The 17,076-nt window shown below is 65.0% G+C and carries 16 protein-coding genes, 1 tRNA gene and 3 pseudogenes; 9 read left to right on the top strand and 11 right to left on the bottom strand.

Going from position 1 to position 17,076, the window contains the following annotated elements; translation table 11 throughout:
• The first annotated feature begins 317 nt into the window (after positions 1-317).
• Positions 318-394, top strand: a tRNA-Arg gene (locus ACETMP_RS06115).
• 141 nt (positions 395-535) lie between these two features.
• Positions 536-772 carry a hypothetical protein gene (locus ACETMP_RS06110; protein WP_375160265.1) on the top strand — a complete coding sequence of 79 codons (237 nt, stop codon included), beginning with the start codon at positions 536-538 and terminating at the stop codon, positions 770-772.
• Between the two features lie 209 nt (positions 773-981).
• On the opposite strand, the gene ACETMP_RS06105 is transcribed toward ACETMP_RS06110, so the two are convergent.
• Positions 982-2,250: a hypothetical protein gene (locus ACETMP_RS06105; RefSeq protein ID WP_375160264.1), complete on the bottom strand. Its 1,269-nt coding sequence runs from the start codon at positions 2,248-2,250 to the stop codon at positions 982-984.
• Between the two features lie 115 nt (positions 2,251-2,365).
• Between ACETMP_RS06105 and ACETMP_RS06100 the strand changes: the two genes are divergently transcribed.
• Positions 2,366-2,593, top strand: coding sequence for a DUF2171 domain-containing protein (locus ACETMP_RS06100; protein WP_375160263.1), 228 nt, complete (start codon positions 2,366-2,368; stop codon positions 2,591-2,593).
• 364 nt (positions 2,594-2,957) lie between these two features.
• On the opposite strand, the gene ACETMP_RS06095 is transcribed toward ACETMP_RS06100, so the two are convergent.
• Entirely contained in the window at positions 2,958-3,107 is a 150-nt protein-coding gene (locus ACETMP_RS06095) for a hypothetical protein (RefSeq protein WP_375160262.1), read from the bottom strand.
• Between the two features lie 227 nt (positions 3,108-3,334).
• On the opposite strand from ACETMP_RS06095, the gene ACETMP_RS06090 reads away from it, so the two are divergent.
• Positions 3,335-3,496 carry a hypothetical protein gene (locus ACETMP_RS06090; RefSeq protein WP_375160261.1) on the top strand — a complete coding sequence of 54 codons (162 nt, stop codon included), beginning with the start codon at positions 3,335-3,337 and terminating at the stop codon, positions 3,494-3,496.
• Between the two features lie 266 nt (positions 3,497-3,762).
• Here the strand turns inward: ACETMP_RS06090 and ACETMP_RS06085 are convergent, their stop codons facing one another.
• The 3 genes from ACETMP_RS06085 to ACETMP_RS06075 form a co-directional block, all read right to left on the bottom strand.
• The gene (locus ACETMP_RS06085; protein WP_375160260.1) at positions 3,763-4,509 is read right to left on the bottom strand and encodes a hypothetical protein; all 747 of its coding nucleotides are present in this window, start codon (positions 4,507-4,509) and stop codon (positions 3,763-3,765) included.
• 200 nt (positions 4,510-4,709) lie between these two features.
• Positions 4,710-4,928, bottom strand: coding sequence for a DUF2273 domain-containing protein (locus tag ACETMP_RS06080; RefSeq protein ID WP_375160259.1), 219 nt, complete (start codon positions 4,926-4,928; stop codon positions 4,710-4,712).
• 86 nt (positions 4,929-5,014) lie between these two features.
• Complete coding sequence (locus ACETMP_RS06075) at positions 5,015-5,242, bottom strand: hypothetical protein (protein WP_375160258.1); 228 nt, start codon at positions 5,240-5,242, stop codon at positions 5,015-5,017.
• Between the two features lie 262 nt (positions 5,243-5,504).
• On the opposite strand from ACETMP_RS06075, the gene ACETMP_RS06070 reads away from it, so the two are divergent.
• Positions 5,505-5,852 carry a DUF6481 family protein gene (locus ACETMP_RS06070; RefSeq protein ID WP_375160257.1) on the top strand — a complete coding sequence of 116 codons (348 nt, stop codon included), beginning with the start codon at positions 5,505-5,507 and terminating at the stop codon, positions 5,850-5,852.
• Positions 5,853-6,003: 151 nt separating this feature from the next.
• On the opposite strand, the gene ACETMP_RS06065 is transcribed toward ACETMP_RS06070, so the two are convergent.
• On the bottom strand, positions 6,004-6,249 hold the full coding sequence (locus ACETMP_RS06065; protein ID WP_028136553.1) for a pentapeptide MXKDX repeat protein: 246 nt from the start codon (positions 6,247-6,249) through the stop codon (positions 6,004-6,006).
• Positions 6,250-6,563: 314 nt separating this feature from the next.
• Here ACETMP_RS06065 and dctP point away from each other — a divergent pair.
• The 3 genes and pseudogenes from dctP (at position 6,564) to ACETMP_RS06050 (ending at position 9,491) form a co-directional block, all read left to right on the top strand.
• Positions 6,564-7,585: pseudogene (dctP, locus tag ACETMP_RS06060) on the top strand (TRAP transporter substrate-binding protein DctP).
• The gene (locus ACETMP_RS06055) at positions 7,582-8,136 is read left to right on the top strand and encodes a TRAP transporter small permease (RefSeq protein WP_375160256.1); all 555 of its coding nucleotides are present in this window, start codon (positions 7,582-7,584) and stop codon (positions 8,134-8,136) included. The pseudogene dctP and the gene ACETMP_RS06055 overlap by 4 nt, the downstream one beginning before the upstream one ends.
• Positions 8,133-9,491 (top strand): TRAP transporter large permease, encoded by a 1,359-nt coding sequence (locus tag ACETMP_RS06050; RefSeq protein ID WP_375160255.1) that lies wholly within the window; start codon positions 8,133-8,135, stop codon positions 9,489-9,491. The genes ACETMP_RS06055 and ACETMP_RS06050 overlap by 4 nt, the downstream gene beginning before the upstream one ends.
• Before the next feature lie 98 nt (positions 9,492-9,589).
• Here ACETMP_RS06050 and ACETMP_RS06045 read toward each other — a convergent pair whose 3' ends face one another.
• The 4 genes and pseudogenes from ACETMP_RS06045 to ACETMP_RS06030 form a co-directional block, all read right to left on the bottom strand.
• Entirely contained in the window at positions 9,590-10,501 is a 912-nt protein-coding gene (locus ACETMP_RS06045; protein ID WP_375160254.1) for a hydroxymethylglutaryl-CoA lyase, read from the bottom strand.
• 1 nt (position 10,502) lies between these two features.
• Positions 10,503-12,501: pseudogene (locus ACETMP_RS06040) on the bottom strand (acetyl/propionyl/methylcrotonyl-CoA carboxylase subunit alpha).
• Between the two features lie 4 nt (positions 12,502-12,505).
• Positions 12,506-14,110 carry a carboxyl transferase domain-containing protein gene (locus ACETMP_RS06035; RefSeq protein ID WP_375160253.1) on the bottom strand — a complete coding sequence of 535 codons (1,605 nt, stop codon included), beginning with the start codon at positions 14,108-14,110 and terminating at the stop codon, positions 12,506-12,508.
• 25 nt (positions 14,111-14,135) lie between these two features.
• Positions 14,136-15,262: pseudogene (locus ACETMP_RS06030) on the bottom strand (isovaleryl-CoA dehydrogenase).
• A 146-nt stretch (positions 15,263-15,408) separates the two neighbouring features.
• Between ACETMP_RS06030 and ACETMP_RS06025 the strand changes: the two are divergent.
• Positions 15,409-16,437, top strand: a complete 1,029-nt coding sequence (locus ACETMP_RS06025; RefSeq protein WP_375160252.1) for an AraC family transcriptional regulator — start codon at positions 15,409-15,411, stop codon at positions 16,435-16,437.
• Here the strand turns inward: ACETMP_RS06025 and ACETMP_RS06020 are convergent.
• Entirely contained in the window at positions 16,434-16,922 is a 489-nt protein-coding gene (locus ACETMP_RS06020; RefSeq protein ID WP_028136562.1) for an Lrp/AsnC family transcriptional regulator, read from the bottom strand. The two genes, ACETMP_RS06025 and ACETMP_RS06020, sit on opposite strands and share 4 nt — an antisense overlap.
• Between the last annotated feature and the right edge of the window lie 154 nt (positions 16,923-17,076).

Here is a 17,076-nt window from a genome sequence, read left to right as displayed (position 1 = left end):
GTGTAAATCGTCGCATTCGCCATAATAGGGCAAGCCCAGAGGAGACCGATCGAGATACCGCCGCGCCCGCCGTCCTGATGGCGCCGCAATACCCGACCCGTCGTCCGGCGGCCACATCCCGGAAGCTTGTCAGCGCTCCCGGCGATGTGATCCATCGTCCGTTGCGCTGCCGCTCGACCCGGCACCCTGACATGCCACCGTCACGCTTTGTCGCGGCATTAAGGAAAACGGTTCGGTTCAGGCTTGGCGAAAGACGATATTTTTCATAATGGCATGCTAGATGAACAGCCAGCCCCCAAACCGGGGCGGCTGAAGACGGTCCCGTAGCTCAACTGGATAGAGCATCAGATTTCTACTCTGAGGGTTGCAGGTTCAGATCCTGCCGGGATCGCCAGTGCCCTGCAGATCAATCCCGTTCACGAACGCGTGGGTCACCATCCCCCGGCCTTTGCACCGGGCCGATCACTCCTATCTATGCGCCGGGCAAGAACGCGCCCGACAGGTTTTCTTGATGCAGCAATCCGAACTAACGAGAATGGCGATCGCATCTGCGGTGGCGATCGCTTCGATGTCGTATCTGGCAATCGACGCGGGCTTGGTGAACACCAACGTGGTTACGAAGCCGATCAAGGTGGCTCAGGCCTCCATCTTCGGCGCCGGGATGGGCCATCATCACCTGGCCTTCGCCGTTCAGGAGTGGTCGCGTCGCGGCCAGGACAAGCCGCAGTCTGACGACAAGCCGCAGCTGGAGCATTGCCTGGCGATCGACTGATCGAGATGTCCTCTTGGGCTATCGGCGTAACATTCGTTCTTCACCGCCTCCCGACTATGCAGGGCCCCTCTATATGAGCCGGACCGCTTTTTGGGCACGATAGTCTCCGCATCGTCATGGCCGGGCCTGTCCCGGCCATCCACGCCTTGGCCGCCGCAAAAAGAACGTGGATACCCGGGACAAGCCCGGCATGACGACCTCAAATGCAGTCAGCCCGTCGACTGATGGTCCCGCCACCACCGCGCGATGGCGACGGTGAGATCGCCCCACACCTCGGTCGGCAAATCCGAGACGGCTACCCGGACGCTGTACTGGTCCGTGGTCGCGTCGTGAAACCACTCGGTTGCGGCAAAATCGAAACCGAAGCTGCCGGCATGGCGGATCGGAAAGCCTCGCGCGCGCAGGTCGTTACTCATGTCCGCGGCGGCCCGCCGCGCGCTCGCCTCGTCGAGCGGGCGCCTGCCCCGGAGGGTGACGTAGAGACCGTGGGCGAAATGAAGCTCGGCCGAGAGCTCCGGGAGCTTCGCAGCAAAATGGCGAGCCATGCTGCGGCCGTTGCGCAGGATCGCCGCAACACGCCGCTGCGTGAGGTCCCAGTAAGCCGCGCTGCCGACAAAGGGCGGGAAGTGCGCCGGCAACGCCGCGCCGCCGAGAAGTCGCACTGCGTTGCGCGTTTCGCAGGCGAGACGCGTCCAGGGATGCTCCGTCCGTGGCTCGTTGCCGCCCGCGAAAACCGCCGAGCCGAGGCGGCCATATTCCGCCCCCAGCAGATCGAGCTTGTTGTGGCTGCGCACCAGCACCAGCGGGAGATCGTATCGGCGGGCCCATCTCCGGAGGCGCCGGATCCGGCCTGACCTGCCCGCAAAGCAGGTCGTGTCGCAGATCAGGAGATCGAGACCGGAACCGTCACAGCGTAGCACCGCCTCGAACGCGCCGGCGACGGAGCACGAATCCAACAAGAGAATCCGCGGCGAATTCGCGCGAGCAAGCGCATCGCCCAGCGGCAGCCTCAACGCCACCAGCCGCAAATGAGGGACATAGCCGCGGATCAGCTCCAGCGTTTCGCCGTACGAGCCCGGCAGCACCAGAATATCGGCCTTCTCGACGATCTGCGCGGAGGCCAGCAGCACGGCGGAGATCGCGGCCATGCCGGACGCGGTGTAGATCACCGTGCCCGCGCGGCCGCCGTCGAGCTCGTAGAAGGAAGGACCGCGCACCGTCAGGTCGGCCCGCTGGTAATCGTAACTGAATTCGAAAGGTCCGCTGGCGGGATCGGCCGAATGCGACCAGGCCGTCTCCGTCGCCTTCCACTCGTGCAGCTCGTGCTCGGCCCTCAGCGCCGCCGTGAGCTGGAATTTGGACCTGATGACCTCGTCGACCGATCGCGGACGCGCCAAATCGAGCCGATGTCTCAGGCAGTCGTTCAACAGGGCGAGTTCCCTGTGCTTCCGTTCCAGATAGGCCTGAATGGTCTGCATGCGCGTGTTGACGGATCCGATCGGATGTCAACGTGCGGGAACCGCCTTGGGTCCAACGCGCACCGGTGCAACGAACGTTGATGTTCGCAGTTGAGACCTCAGCAAGGAGGACCACATGGCTGACATCAGAGAGCACATGAAGATCATCGGTAAGGACGGCGCACGTGTCGGCACCGTCGACCGCGTCGAAGGCAACCGGATCAAGCTGACGCGGAAGGACAGCCCGGAAGGTCACAAGGACCATCACCATTACATCGACACGAAATATGTCGGTGCCGTCGAGGGCGATGTCGTCAAGCTTTCGGTGAATGCCGACGCGGTCCCGAAGACCGAAGCTGCCTGATAACTTAAGCCCCTTCGGGGGCTTTTTGTTTGTTCACGGTCCGACTCCGCTTCGTTCGCAAAGCACGAATCGCAACCGGAAAAATCAGCGCGGCGCATTTCTTAATGCCGCGTTTCATCCAACCAGTCGTTCACGCATTCGGCGTCACGGCAACCGGTCCGCAAGGACAGCCAACAAATCTGAGGTAACCGGGCGGAACGAGATCGCGAGCGGCGCGTTGACCCCGTGAAATCAAGTGGTGCCGATCTGCCAGCCCCGATCGGCTTTGAAGGGCCCCGTGCTTGTCCCCCGAGCACGGGGCTTTCTCATGCAGATCGAAGGTCGGCCGACCGCGCCCTGCCCGGCAATTCCCCCGGAAATGTCTTCAGTCCGCCCGCTCGTCGCGCCGGTCGCGCGCGAGCTCGTGCCAGGCCAAAGCGATCTGGATCAGGCGTTGCCGGTCGGCGCCGTCCGATGCCGCTGCCCGCCTCATCGCGGCCTCGGCCTCACGCTGTGGATCGTACTTGGTAGACATGCGGCCGACCCTAGCTCGCCATCTGGACCAGCGCGTGGCAATTACATCCGTATGATTGCGGGGTGACGCCGTCCCTGCGATCCCATTGCATGCGCTGTTTGCGCAGCCATTGAGGCCGGGATTCATTCAGACGATCTGTGAACGGCGTCACAGTCTTGGCGCCACGTCTCGGCTAACTATGTCTCGACGCTTCCAAAAGCGCCAAGGCATCGATGGTGTTTTCCGTCATGACACAAGACGCAGCAGCCTCAGCCAACGTCCGGACGCGGCGACAAAGGGGCGACCTGCTCGGCATCGCCTATCTCGGGACCATCGGCGTCGTGATGCTGGCCTGGATTGCCGGCCTGGTCTGGGGCGCGATGGCGTTCTTCAACTGGCTCGTTGCTTGACGCAGCGCGACCGGTCCCTCGCTAGAACAGGCAGTCCAGCGCCTGACCAAGCTTGATCCCGCCGCAAACGATCATGGCCCAAAGCGCCAAGCTGATCTGGATTGCATCCAGCATGTCCCAAGTCCCCGCGAATCATCCCGACAATTTTCTTTGAGACTTGCGTGAGGCGGCAACGAGCGCCAGCGCCTATTGGATGCAATTGCCGGTCGCGCACGAAAAAGGCGGGCCGTGGGCCCGCCTCTATGCCTCGATCCGGTTAGGACAGCTCAATAGCAGGCGCGGGGATCGGCCTGAACATATTGGCCGCTCGGATAGCGATAGTAGCAATTGCCCTGCGCCCAGTAATAGCCAGGTTGCGAAGCGGCGGCGGCGCCGGTAATGGCGCCGGTTGCACCACCGAGAACCGCGCCCGCAGCAGCGCCCGTTGCGTTGCCCGAGATCAGCCCGCCCAGCAGGCCGCCGACGATGGCGCCGCCAAGCGCGCTGGCGCCGGGATCAGCCGGTGGCGGAGGCGGCGGTGGCGGGGCATAGGCGACCGGGGGCGGCGGCGGAGCATAGGCTACCGGCACGTCGTCGTAGTACTCCTCGGAAATGTAGGCGGGCGGGCCGGCCATGCGCTGCGGATAATAATACCGGACGCCGCCAACGTCCCACCACCAGCCGGAGCGGCCATTGTGAACCTCATGGCGCCAGCGCCCACCCTCCCAGGCGCGGTGGCCGCGATAAGCATGTCCGCCCCAGTCACGCGCCGGAGCCGGTCCGCGGTCGACATGGCGTCCCGGCGGCGGGCCACCGGCCGCGCGCGGTCCGGGATTCGTATGGGGCTGACCGCCGGGCTGCGGCGGGTTCTTGCGCACGTCCGGCTTGTTTGGAGGCGCCCCGCCGGCGGGGCCGGCCGGAGGCTGGCCGGCGTCCCTCGATGGCCTGGCGTCCTGGGCCTGCGCCGGTAGCGCGAGCAACGCCATGGCCGAAACCAAGGGAATGATGATCTTCATGCGGCTGGACGCACTCATGCGTGCTTGACCCCCTGCTCTCTCGATTGCTCTCGCAATTGCCGTGGTGCCTGGCGCGATCGACGATTCGAACCGCGCCGCGGCTTGATGCCGGCTGATATAGCTGACCCGCTTTGGTCGGCGAAGTCCCGTTACAAATCATTAAGATGACGGCAATTTTTCGGCTCCAACGGGTTCGCGAAGAGTCCCGCTGGAAGCTTCTAGCGGGCCGGCTCGATCACGTTGCAATTGCTCCGCCCGGACATCAGGCAGTCCTGCATCTTGCTGGCCGCGGTGAGGTCCCGGGCGAGCCACCAACCGATCGCGAGGATCGCGACCGCAATGATCAGGCCGGCGATCGCGCCGCGGCGGTTGTCGCCGGATGGAGGTTTCGGTCTGGATCTGGGCTTCTCGCCCGGATCGGGCTTGGAGGTGGACATGGCTGCCTGGTCGCGTGGGCAGGCCGGCTTATCACCTCTGCGACGTCCCGTCACATCCTGGTGGGCCGCTTGCTCAGCTTCGAGACTCAGCCCCGGGTCGCGCTGGCCGCTTCCTTGCGCAAGGTTTCGACCGCCGGGATCGCCCGCGGTGCACACGTCGTGAGCACGAAGGCGGTCTGCGTGCACTCCCAGTCGGCGCCCAGAACGGCGCTCTCGATGGGCTGCGGCCGCGCGAGCAGCAGCACGGCACCGGCCAAGGCTGCCACGGCGAACGCAATTGAGAGCGTCTTCAGGGTTAATCTTAAGATCGGCATACCCGTGCTCCGTATCGCGGCGGACGCTAGGCGTCGCCCTCGTGATCCCTTATGAGGGACATCACAATTCGGCAGTTTTTCCGGGCTACGAGGGATCGTCGGGGGATGGCGATTTTCGTCGACCTGATCGGCTGCGATTATGGGTGGCTTCGCGACGCGCAGCGATGTACACGCTTCTGTGTCGCGCGGCGCCTGCTATGCCCAGCCGACGTACCAACAGGCCGTGATGTAGGATCGAAAGCGAGGAAGACAAGGCTCGTCGATGAGTGGATTCAGGGAACCCGGCTTCACAGACCGGCAAAAGGCGGCGCAGGAAGCCCGCAAAAATCTTTTGAACAAATTCAAATCCCAACCGGGGCCTGATGATCCCGCGGTGGCGGCGAAGCGTGCCGAGCGTGAAGCACTCGCGGCCAAGCGCGCCGAGGCGAAGGCTGCGCGCGAGGCCGAAAAGGCCGAGAAGAAGCGTGTGGAGGAAGAGGCCAAGGCCGCCGAAGCTGCGCGGCTCGCGCGCGAAGCCCAGGAAGCTGCCGAAAGGGCCGCGGCTCTCGAAGCCGAGCAGAAGGCCAAGCGCGACGCGCGTTACGCCGCCCGCAAGGCCAAGCGCAAGTAACCAAGCGCGAGTCATTTGACGCGTGACCTTTGCAGGTCACGTTCAATTCAAATTGAAGCAAGACATGATTTGGGGCGGTCCAGCCGACCGCCCCAAACGTTCGAGCGTGCGTTTGCTTGTGCCAAACGCCTCGATCGCGAACCAGCGACGATCAGTTCTTCTTCATCATCCCGTCGTCTTTCTTCATGCCGTCCTTCGACATGTGATCCTTCTTCATGCCGTCGTCCTTGGACATGGTGTCCTTTTTCATCATGCCGTCCTTGGACATCGTGTCCTTCTTCATCATGCCGTCATCCTTGCCCATCTTGTCCTGGGCAAAAGCGGCCGGCGACAGCGCAAGGCCGAGCGAGAGAGCGGCAGCCGAGACGCCGAGCGCGATGCGGGTGCGAATGGTCATGGATCATCTTCCCTTCGAGATCATGTTTGTCAGCGACATACGCCGCTATTCAATCTCGACGGATGGACGGCCATCGTTGTTACGCGGCCTCCGATAAATTTCAGCGAGCCCGTCTGCGACCCGTCGCTTCCAGAGCAACCCGATGTGTGCAGCGCAGCACAGGCGGCACTTGCGGCGGCGTTCCATCTCGAACTATCAGTTGAGAGGATATCGGGTGAAAGACCGGCTAGGATGGGCCTACGTACCGGTCACGCATGACCCGCCAATCACGCCAGCCAAGAATCATTCAAAGAAGCGTTCCAGGGGATCACACCATGCTCACGCGCCGCCATCTGATTGCGACCGCCGTCGCCGCACCCGCCATCCTCCGCTTCGGCACCGGCACCGCCCAGGCCGCGACCACGCTGAAGATCTCGCACCAATTCCCGGGCGGCACCATCGACAAGGGCGACTTCCGCGACCGGCTCTGCCGCATGTTCGCCGCCGAAGTGGCCAAGCGCAGCAATGGCGACATCGCGGCCGAGATCTATCCGAATTCCTCGCTGATCAAGACCAACGCGCAGTTCTCGGCGATGCGCAAGGGCGCGCTCGACATCAGCCTGTACCCAATGCCGTATGCCGGCGGTGAAGTCCCTGAAACCAATATCGGCCTGATGCCGGGCCTCGTGACCACCTACGACCAGGGCCTGCGCTGGAAGAAGGAGCCTGTCGGCAAGGCGCTGACGGACTTCCTCGCCGACAAGGGCATCATCCTGCTGACCTGGGTCTGGCAGGCCGGCGGCGTCGCCAGCCGTTCCAAGCCGATCGTCGCGCCGGAAGACGCCAAGGGCCTGAAGGTGCGCGGCGGCTCGCGCGAGATGGATATGGTGCTGCAGACCGCCGGCGCCTCGGTGCTGTCGGTGCCGTCGAACGAAATCTACGCGGCGATGCAGACCGGCGCCTGCGATGCCGGTATCACCTCCTCGACCAGCCTCATCTCCTTCCGCCTCGAAGAAGTGGCGAAATCCCTGACGTCGGGCGCTGGCGCCTCCTATTGGTTCATGCTCGAGCCTTTGATGATGTCGAAGGCGATCTTCGACAAGCTGCCCAAGAACCATCAGGACATCCTGCTCGCCGTCGGAACCGAACTCGAAGCGTTCGGGCGCAAGGGGCGCAGGATGACGACATCGAGGTCGCCAAGGTCTACGAAAAGGCTGGCGCCAAAGTCTCGGCGCTCGATGCCGCGACCGTCGGCAAGTGGCGCGACATCGCGCGCGACACCGCATGGAAGGATTACAGCGCCAAGACTGCGACCGCCGCAAACCTGCTCAAGCTCGCCATCGACGTCGCAGCATGAGCCACGGTCCGCTTCCGGATCGTGACGACACGGCCAACGCTGTCGCAAGGACCGGCCTTGCGGCAGCGGTCGATCGCGGTCTTGCCATCCTCAACACCGTCATCGTGGTGTTCGCGGCGGTCGCGCTGGTCGCCGCTTGCGCGATCCTGAGCTACAGCGTGCTCAGCCGGGCGTTGTACAAGGCCGCCAATTACTGGCAGGACGAGGCCGCGGTGTTTCTCTTGGTCGGCGCGACCTTCATGACGGCCGCCTATGTACAGCAGAACCGCGGCCACATCGGCATCGAGGCCTTCGTCGGCCTGTTGTCGCCGCTGGCGAACAGGATCCGGCTCTGGCTGGTCGACGCCGCCACGTTCCTGTTCTGCGCCTTCTTCACCTGGAAGTCCTGGACGCTGGCCCATGAGGCTTATGTCGACGGCCAGGTCTCGAACTCGATGTGGTCGCCGCCGCTCGCCATTCCCTACACGCTGATGGCCCTCGGAATGAGCCTGCTCTGCATCCAGATCCTCGTGCAGCTTGCGCTGCCCTTCACCGGAGCCAGGCGTTCATGAGTGTCTTCGGTATCGGCGTGGCTTACGGCGTTGCGACGCTGCTGGTGATGTTTTCGGGAATGCCGATCGCGTTCGCGCTCGGCGCGGTCGCGGTCGTGTTCATGGGCATCTACATGCCCGCCGCGTCGCTCGATACGGTGACGCAGAACGTCTACGAGGAAATGGCCTCGATCACGCTCCTGTCGATCCCGCTCTTCATCCTGAAGGGCGCAGCGATCGGCAAGTCGCGCGCCGGCCAGGATCTCTATTCGGCCCTGCATGCCTGGCTGCACCGCGTGCCCGGCGGTCTCGGCGTTGCCAACGTGTTCGCCTGCGCGTTGTTCGCGGCGATGGCGGGCTCCTCGCCCGCGACCTGCTCGGCGATCGGCTCGGCCGGCATTCCGGAGATGCGCAAGCGCGGCTATTCCGGCGGCTTTGCGGCCGGCATCATTGCCGCCGGCGGCACCCTCGGCATCCTGCTGCCGCCCTCGATCACCATGATCCTGTTCGCGGTCGCGGCTGAAAAGTCGCTCGGACGGCTGTTTCTCGCCGGCATCGGGCCGGGGTTGCTGCTGGTCTTGCTGTTCGGCTTCTATGCCGTGTTCCGTTTCCGTCGGGAATATGCGGCGGCCGAAGCGATCTACAAGAACGGCGGCCCGGAAGCTCCGATTCTCGCCCGCGACGAATACACGCTGGCCGAACGTTTCAGCGTGCTGCCGCGCGTGATCCCCTTCGTGCTGCTGCTCACCGGCGTCATGATCGCGCTCTATGGCGGATACGCCACGCCGTCGGAAACCGCAGGCCTCGGCGGCCTGTTGGCGCTGGCGCTGATCGCGGCGATCTACAGCGTGTGGCGGCCGAGCGATCTCGCGCCGATCATGAAATCGACGATCCGGGAATCGACCATGCTGATGATGATCATCGGCATGTCGCTGCTCTATTCCTACGTGATGAGCTATCTGCACATCTCGCAGTCGGTCGCCGAATCCATCGTCGCGATGCACCTGCCGCGCTGGGAACTGCTGTTCGCGATCCTGGTCATGGTGGTCGTGCTCGGCTTCTTCCTGCCGCCGGTCTCCATCATCCTGATGACCGCGCCGATCATCCTGCCGCCGCTCCGCGCCGCAAACTTCGACATCATCTGGTTCGGCGTGGTCATGACCATCGTGATGGAGATGGGGCTGATCCATCCGCCGGTCGGCCTCAACATCTTCGTGATCCGCAACGTCGCGCCGGACATTCCGCTGCGCGAGGTGATCTGGGGCACCCTGCCCTTCGTGCTGCTGATGATGCTCGCAGTGCTGCTGCTGTGCCTCGTGCCGGAGATCTCGACCGGCCTGCCGGATCTGGTGATGGGACCGGACGGAAGCAGATAGCGCTGCCGTAGGGTGGGCAAAGCGCAGCCTGCCCACCACCTGCCGGTGATCGCGAAAGATCGCGGGCACGGCGCTATGCGCCCTTGCCCCCTACGAAGCTAAGTCGCCGCCCGCTTCTTCTTCGCGTTCAGGGCCGAGGCCACGCGGCTCACCGGCGGCTTGCCCAGCACACCGCTCATCTCGTTGGTGGCCGCGAGCAGCCTGTCCATGTCGATGCCGGTCCTGATCCCCATGCCTTCGAGCATGTAGACGACGTCCTCGGTCGCGACGTTTCCGGTCGCGCCCGGCGCATACGGACAGCCGCCGAGGCCGCCCGCAGCGCTGTCGATGACGCGAACGCCCTCCTCCAAGCCGGCATAGAGATTGGCAAGCGCCTGGCCGTAGGTGTCGTGGAAATGCATTGCGAGCCTGGCTGCGGGAACGTTGGCGGCAACCGCGCGCAGCATCTCCTTGGCCCTGGTCGGCGTGCCGACGCCGATGGTGTCCCCGAGCGAAATCTCGTAGCAGCCGAGCTCCCATAGCGTGCTCGCGAGATCGGCGACCGCTTTCGGCTTGATCTCGCCGTCGAAGGGGCAACCGAGCACGCAGGAGATATAGCCGCGCACCGCGACGCCATCGTCCCTGGCACGCGCCAGCACCGGCTTGAAGCGCTCGATGGACTCCGCGACCGTGCAATTGATGTTGGCGCGCGAGAAGCCCTCCGAGGCTGCCGCAAACACCGAAACGATCTTGGCGCCGGCGGCGCGGGCGGCGTCGTAGCCCTTCTCGTTCGGGACCAGCACGTGGAATTCAGCGCCGGTCACATGGGCAACGCCGCGCAGCACGGCGTCGGAGCTTGCCATCTGCGGGATCGCCTTGGGCGAGACGAAGGCGCCGACCTCGACCGCATCGAGGCCGGCCGCGACCAGCGCGTCGATGAAGGCGATGCGGTCCGCGACACTGACCGGCGTCTTCTCGTTCTGAAGCCCGTCGCGCGGCCCCATTTCGATGATGCGGACGGAATCGCTCATGTCACTCTCCCGCAGGCTCGACCACGGCGAGCTCGACGCCCTCCTGCACGATGTCGCCGACCTTGCACCTGATCGACTTCAGCACGCCGGCATAAGGCGCGCGCAGCGTCTGCTCCATCTTCATCACCTCGAGGGTGAGGATCGGCGCGCCTTTCTCGAGGCGTGGCGCCCTGCTTGGCCAGCACGGCGACGACCGTCCCCGGCAACGGGGCGGCGATCTTGTCCTCGCCAGTCTGTTCCTCGCTCTCGCCGCCGAACGGATCGACCCAGTGCAGGTCAAAGCGGCCGTTGCGCGTGCGCAAATAGAGTTCGTGGCCGTCGATCACAGCGGCGACCTGCGATTTCACGCCGTCGAGCGTCAGGTCAAATCCGCCGTCCCGCGGCGCAATCGCGAACGCCAGCTCGCGATCGCCGAGCAACAGCGTCGATGGCCCGCTGCCGTAGTTCAGGATGATCTTCTGCTCCGGCCCGTGCCCGACGCGGAAGGCGAAGCTGCGCTGGCGACGGCCGACCGGCTGCCAGCCGAAGGTTTGCCAGGGCGAATTCGCTTCCGCCATCCGTCGCTCGTCGTGGACGATTGCAGCGACCGCCGCGCACAGCTCGAGCTCGCCCGGCGCCGGCGCGGCCTGTGTCAGCACGGCCAGTTCACGCTCGATGAAACCGGTGTCGATCGTATTGGTCCGAACCTTCGGATGCGTCATCAGCGCCGACAGGAACGGAATGTTCGTGACGATGCCGCGAACGTCGGACTCTTCCAGGGCGCGGTTCAGCCGCTCGACCGCGACATCCCGCGTCGGCGCCCATGCGATCATTTTGGCCAGCATGGCGTCATAATACGGCGAGACCATATCGCCTTCGCGATAGCCGGCATCGATCCGCAAGCCGCCGGTTTCCTCCGGCAGCCGCCACGTCGAGATCCTGCCGACCGAAGGCATGAAATTCTTGGTCGGGTTCTCCGCGTAAACGCGCGCCTCGACGGCGTGGCCGTTGAGCTTGATCTCGTTTTGCCTGAGCGGCAGCGCCTCGCCGAAGGCGACGCGGAGCTGCCACTCGACGAGGTCGAGGCCGGTGATCAGCTCGGTCACGGGATGCTCGACCTGGAGGCGCGTGTTCATCTCGATGAAGAACACCTCCTTGCCGTCGGACACGAACTCGATGGTGCCGGCGCCGACATAGTTCACCGCGCCGGCCGCCTTTCGCGCGGCGGCGCAGACGGTCTCGCGCTGCGCGGCATTGAGCGTCGGCGATGGCGCCTCCTCGATCACCTTCTGGTGCCGGCGCTGAAGCGTGCATTCGCGCTCGAACAACGACAACAGATTGCCGTGGCTGTCGCCGATCACCTGCACTTCGATATGCCGGGGATTGTCGACATATTTTTCGATCAGCATGCGGTCGTCGCCGAACGCGGCCTTGGCCTCGCGTTTGGCGCTGACGATCGCAGGTCCAAGCTCGTCCGCCGAGCGCACGATGCGCATGCCGCGGCCGCCGCCGCCGGCAGAGGCCTTCACCAGGATGGGAAAGCCGACCTTCTCGGCCGCCTTCGCCAGCGTCGCATCGTCCTGGGCCTCGCCGTGATAGCCGGGCACCAGCGGCACGCCGGCCTTTTCCATCAGCGCCTTCGAGCCTGATTTCGAGCCCATCGCATTCATCATGTCGGCGGTCGGGCCGACGAAGACCAGCCCCGCGTCATAGCAGGCCTGCGCGAACTCGGCATTCTCCGACAGGAAGCCGTAGCCGGGGTGCACGGCCTCGGCGCCGGTCTTGCGCGCCGCCTCGATCAGGCGCTCGACATTGAGATAGCTATCGCGGGCCCGGGCGGGCCCGAGCAGCACGGCTTCATCAGCGAGCGCGACATGCATCGCGTCGCGGTCGGCCTCGGAATAGACCGCGACGGTGCGCAGGCCCATGGCGCGCGCGGTGCGGATGACGCGGCAGGCGATCTCGCCGCGATTGGCGATCAGGAGGGTGCGAAAACGCCGGTAGAGCTTTGAGCGGTCCATCGCATCACATCCTGAACAGGCCGAACTTCGTCGGCTCGATCGGCGCATTCGACGCCGCCGAGAGGCCAAGACCGAGCACGAGGCGGGTGTCGGCCGGGTCGATCACGCCATCGTCCCACAGACGGGCCGTTGCGTAATAGGGGTGCCCCTGGCTCTCATATTGCGCGCGAATGGGCTCCCGGAACTTGTCTTCCTCTTCCTTCGACCAGCTGTCGCCCTTGGCCTCGATATTGTCGCGGCGGACCTGGCTCAGCACCATCGAGGCCTGCTCGCCGCCCATCACCGAAATGCGCGCGTTCGGCCACATCCAGAGGAAGCGCGGCGAATAGGCGCGGCCGCACATGCCGTAATTGCCGGCGCCGTAGGAGCCGCCGATCACGACAGTGAATTTCGGCACCGAAGCGGTCGCCACCGCCGTCACCAGCTTGGCGCCGTCGCGGGCGATGCCGCCGGCCTCGTATTTCTTGCCGACCATGAAGCCGGTGATGTTCTGCAAAAACACCAGCGGAATGCCGCGCTGGCAGCACAGCTCGATGAAGTGCGCGCCCTTCAGCGAGCTTTCGCTGAACAGAATGCCGTTGTTGGCGATGATGCCGACCGGATAGCCCCAGATATGGGCGAAGCCGCACACCAGCGTCGTGCCGTAGAGTTTCTTGAACTCGTCGAACTCGGAGCCGTCGACGACACGCGCGATGATGTCGCGCACGTCGAACGGTTTTCTGCCGTCGACCGGCACCACGCCGTAGATTTCCTCCGCCGCAAACAACGGCTCGCGGGGCGGATGCATGTTGAGGTTCGGCCGCGGCGATGGCTTGAGCGTGCCGACGATCCGCCGGGCGATGCCGATCGCATGAGCGTCGTTCTGGGCATAGTGATCGGTGACGCCCGACTGCCGCGAATGCACGTCGGCGCCGCCGAGCTCCTCGGCACTGACCACCTCGCCGGTCGCGGCCTTCACCAGCGGCGGGCCGCCGAGGAAGATGGTGCCCTGGTTGCGCACGATGATGCTCTCGTCCGACATCGCCGGCACATAGGCGCCGCCGGCGGTGCAGGAGCCCATCACGATCGCGATCTGGGGAATGCCCTGCGAGGACATCTGCGCCTGATTGTAGAAGATGCGGCCGAAATGCCGTTCGTCCGGAAAGATCTCGTCCTGCAGCGGCAGAAAGGCGCCGCCGGAATCGACCATGTAGACGCAGGGAAGATTGTTCTGCCGCGCGATGTCCTGGGCGCGAAGATGCTTCTTCACGGTCATGGGATAATATGTGCCGCCCTTGATGGTGGCGTCGTTGGCGACGATGACACATTCGCGCCCGGCAACGCGCCCTACCCCGGTCACGACGCTCGCCGAATGCACATCGCCGCCGTAGAGGCCGTAGGCCGCGAGCGGCGACAGCTCCAGGAACGAGGTGCCGGGATCGACCAGCAGGTCGACGCGCTGGCGCGCCAGCATCTTGCCGCGCGCGGTGTGGCGGTTGCGCGAGACCTCGCCGCCGCCGCCCGCGACCTGGCTGAGCTTTTCGCGCAAGTCGGCAACGAGGGTGCGCATCGCCTCGGCATTGCGCGCGAAATCTGACGAAGACGGATCGATGCTGGAATGAAGCGGCATTTTGATTCCAAATGGGGTGAAAGACTTAAGCCGTCTCGGCCATCAGCTCACGGCCGATCAGCATGCGGCGGACTTCGGACGTCCCCGCGCCGATCTCGTAGAGTTTCGCGTCGCGCCAGAGGCGCCCCACCGGGAACTCGCTGGTGTAGCCTACGCCGCCGAGCGCCTGGATCGCCTCGCCCGCCATCCACGTCGCCTTCTCCGCCGAATAGAGGATCGCGGCCGCCGCGTCCTTGCGCAAGGTGCGCGCGTGGTCGGCGCGGTCGCAAGCCTTCCCCACGGCATAGACATAGGCGCGCGTGGCCTGCCAGGTCGAATACATGTCGGCGAGCTTGCCCTGCATCAGCTGGAAGTCGCCGATCGGCTGGCCGAACTGCTTGCGCTCGTGCATGTAGGGCACCACTGCGTCCATGCAGGCAGCCATGATGCCGAGCGGGCCGCCGGACAGCACCGCGCGCTCGTAGTCGAGGCCGGACATCAACACCTTGACGCCCTCGCCGACCTTGCCCATCACGTTCTCCTCCGGCACCTCGCATTCGTCGAAGAACAGCGGATAGGTGTTGGAGCCGCGCATGCCGAGCTTGTCGAGATGCTGGCCGTGGCTGAAGCCCTTGAAGCCCTTCTCGATCAGGAAGGCGGTCATGCCGCGCGGGCCGGCCTCCGGATCGGTCTTGGCATAGACCACCAGCACGTCGGCATCTCCGCCATTGGTGATCCACATCTTGGAGCCGTTGAGCACGTAGCGGTCGCCGCGCTTGTCGGCGCGCAGCTTCATCGAGACCACGTCGGAGCCGGCGCCCGGCTCGGACATCGCGAGCGCGCCGACATATTCGCCGGAGATCAGCTTCGGCAGATAGCGCTGGCGCTGGGCGTCGTTGCCGTTGCGGCGGATCTGGTTGACGCAGAGGTTGGAATGGGCGCCATAGGACAGCCCGACCGCAGCCGAGCCGCGCGAAATCTCTTCCATGGCGACGACGTGGGCGAGATAGCCCATGTTCGAGCCGCCATATTGCTCCGGCGCGGTCATGCCGAGCAGGCCGAGGTCGCCAAAGCGCTTCCACAGGTCTGCCGGGAACAGGTTGGCCTTCTCGATCTCGGCGGCGCGGGGGTGATCTCCGCCTCCACGAAGGCGCGCAACGTGTCGCGCAGCATCGTGATGTCTTCGCCCAGGTCGAAATCGATGCTCGGGATGTTCAAGGCGATTCCTCCGTGTTTTGGGCACCGAACCTAGCGGGGTCAGGGCCCTCTTGCGGTCGAAAAGGTTGCATTTTCCGCCAAACTTGGCGAGGATTTTCCTCATGCCGTTTCAAGCCGCAACTGCGGTCCCGCGCCGCGCCGTCACTCCGGCCGCCTTCGTTCGCGGCGTGGTTGCCGCCTATGCGCGATACCGACTGGACCCGGCCGAAGCGTTGCAGCGGGCTCAGATAGCGCCAGACCTTGTCAATTCTCCGGACGGGCGGATCACGGCTGCCCAGTTCGAAGCTCTGGCGGGCCATGCCATGCGCGAGCTCGACGACGAGGCGCTCGGCTGGTTCTCGCGGCGCCTGCCCTTCGGCACCTACGGCATGCTATGCCGCGCCTCGATCACGGCGCCGACGCTGGAAGTCGCGCTCAAGCGCTGGTGCCGGCATCACCGCCTGCTCACCGAGGACGTGCTGCTCGATCTCGAGGTCGGCGAGGAAACCGCGGAGGTCTCGATCCGGGAGCTGCGCGATCTCGGCGATTTGCGCGAATTCTGCCTGGTCACGCTGCTCCGCTACGTACTCGGCTTCTCCTGCTGGGCCGTCGATTCCAGGATTGCGCTGCGCGCGGCCGAATTCCCGCACACCGAGCCCGGCCATGTCTCGGTCTATCCGACCATCTTTTGCCGGAACATCCGCTTCGATGCCGATCGCGCCCGCATCGTCTTCGACAAGCATTATCTCTCGCTGCCGCTGACGCGCAGCGCCGTCGATCTCGACAACATGCTCAAGGGCGCGCTCAGGCTGACCGTGCTGCCCTATCGGCGCGACCGGCTGCTGGTCGAGCGAGTCCGCCGCGTGCTGCGCAATGCGCGCGGGCGCAGCCTCGGCGCCGAGGACGTCGCGAGCGAGCTTGCGCTCTCCACCCGCACCATGCATCGCCGCCTGCGCGAAGAGGCCACCTCGCTGCGCGACCTCAAGGAAGAGGTCAAATTCGAACTGGCAAAACAGGAACTGATGCGGGGCCGCACGCCGATCAAGCGGATCGCGGAGATCGCCGGATTCCGCAACGAGAAGAGCTTCTCGCGGGCCTTTCGAACCTGGACCGGTGCGAGTCCCCGCGAGTTTCGAGGACGGTATCGCTAAGAGGACGCTGCCGCGACGTCCTGCAGCGGCAGCGGCACGTCCTTGGCAACGCCGAGCACCGGGAAGCTGCGGACGTTCTTCACGTCGGGCATGGCCGCGAAATGCAGCAACTGCTGGCGCATGCTCTCGACGCTCGGCGCCACGCATTTCAGGAGATAATCGGTGTCTCCGGAAATCCGCCAGCACTGCTGGATGCGCGGGATCGCGGCGATCGAGCTCTCGAACGCCTCCAGCACCGGCTGCGCCTGGCTGCCGAGCTGGATCGACACGAACGAGACCACCTCATAGCCGAGCCGCCGCTCGTCGAGCACAGCCCGCACCGCCCGGATCACGCCGCGGCTGAACAGCGACTTCAGCCGCCGCAGGCAGTTCGGCGCGGATACCCCGACGCGCAGCGCGAGCTCGTTGTTGCGCACCCGTCCGTCCTGCTGCAGCTCGGAGAGTATCTTCAAATCGACGCTGTCGAGCTGGTCCCGCCCGGCCATCCCCTAACCTCGCCATGGTCGTGTCATGCGAGCCAACGAAGCACGCGGCGGAAGGGGTGCCAAGGGGCTGGAGCTGCGCATGGCACCCCCGTGTACGAGCAGAATACCTCTCAGCGTCATGGCCAGGCTTGCCCTCGCCATCCACATTTTTTCT

It is taken from the genome of Bradyrhizobium dasycarpum (genome assembly GCF_042019905.1).
Lineage (GTDB): Bacteria > Pseudomonadota > Alphaproteobacteria > Rhizobiales > Xanthobacteraceae > Bradyrhizobium > Bradyrhizobium japonicum_B.
This window is presented reverse-complemented; position numbering and strand designations above follow the sequence as displayed.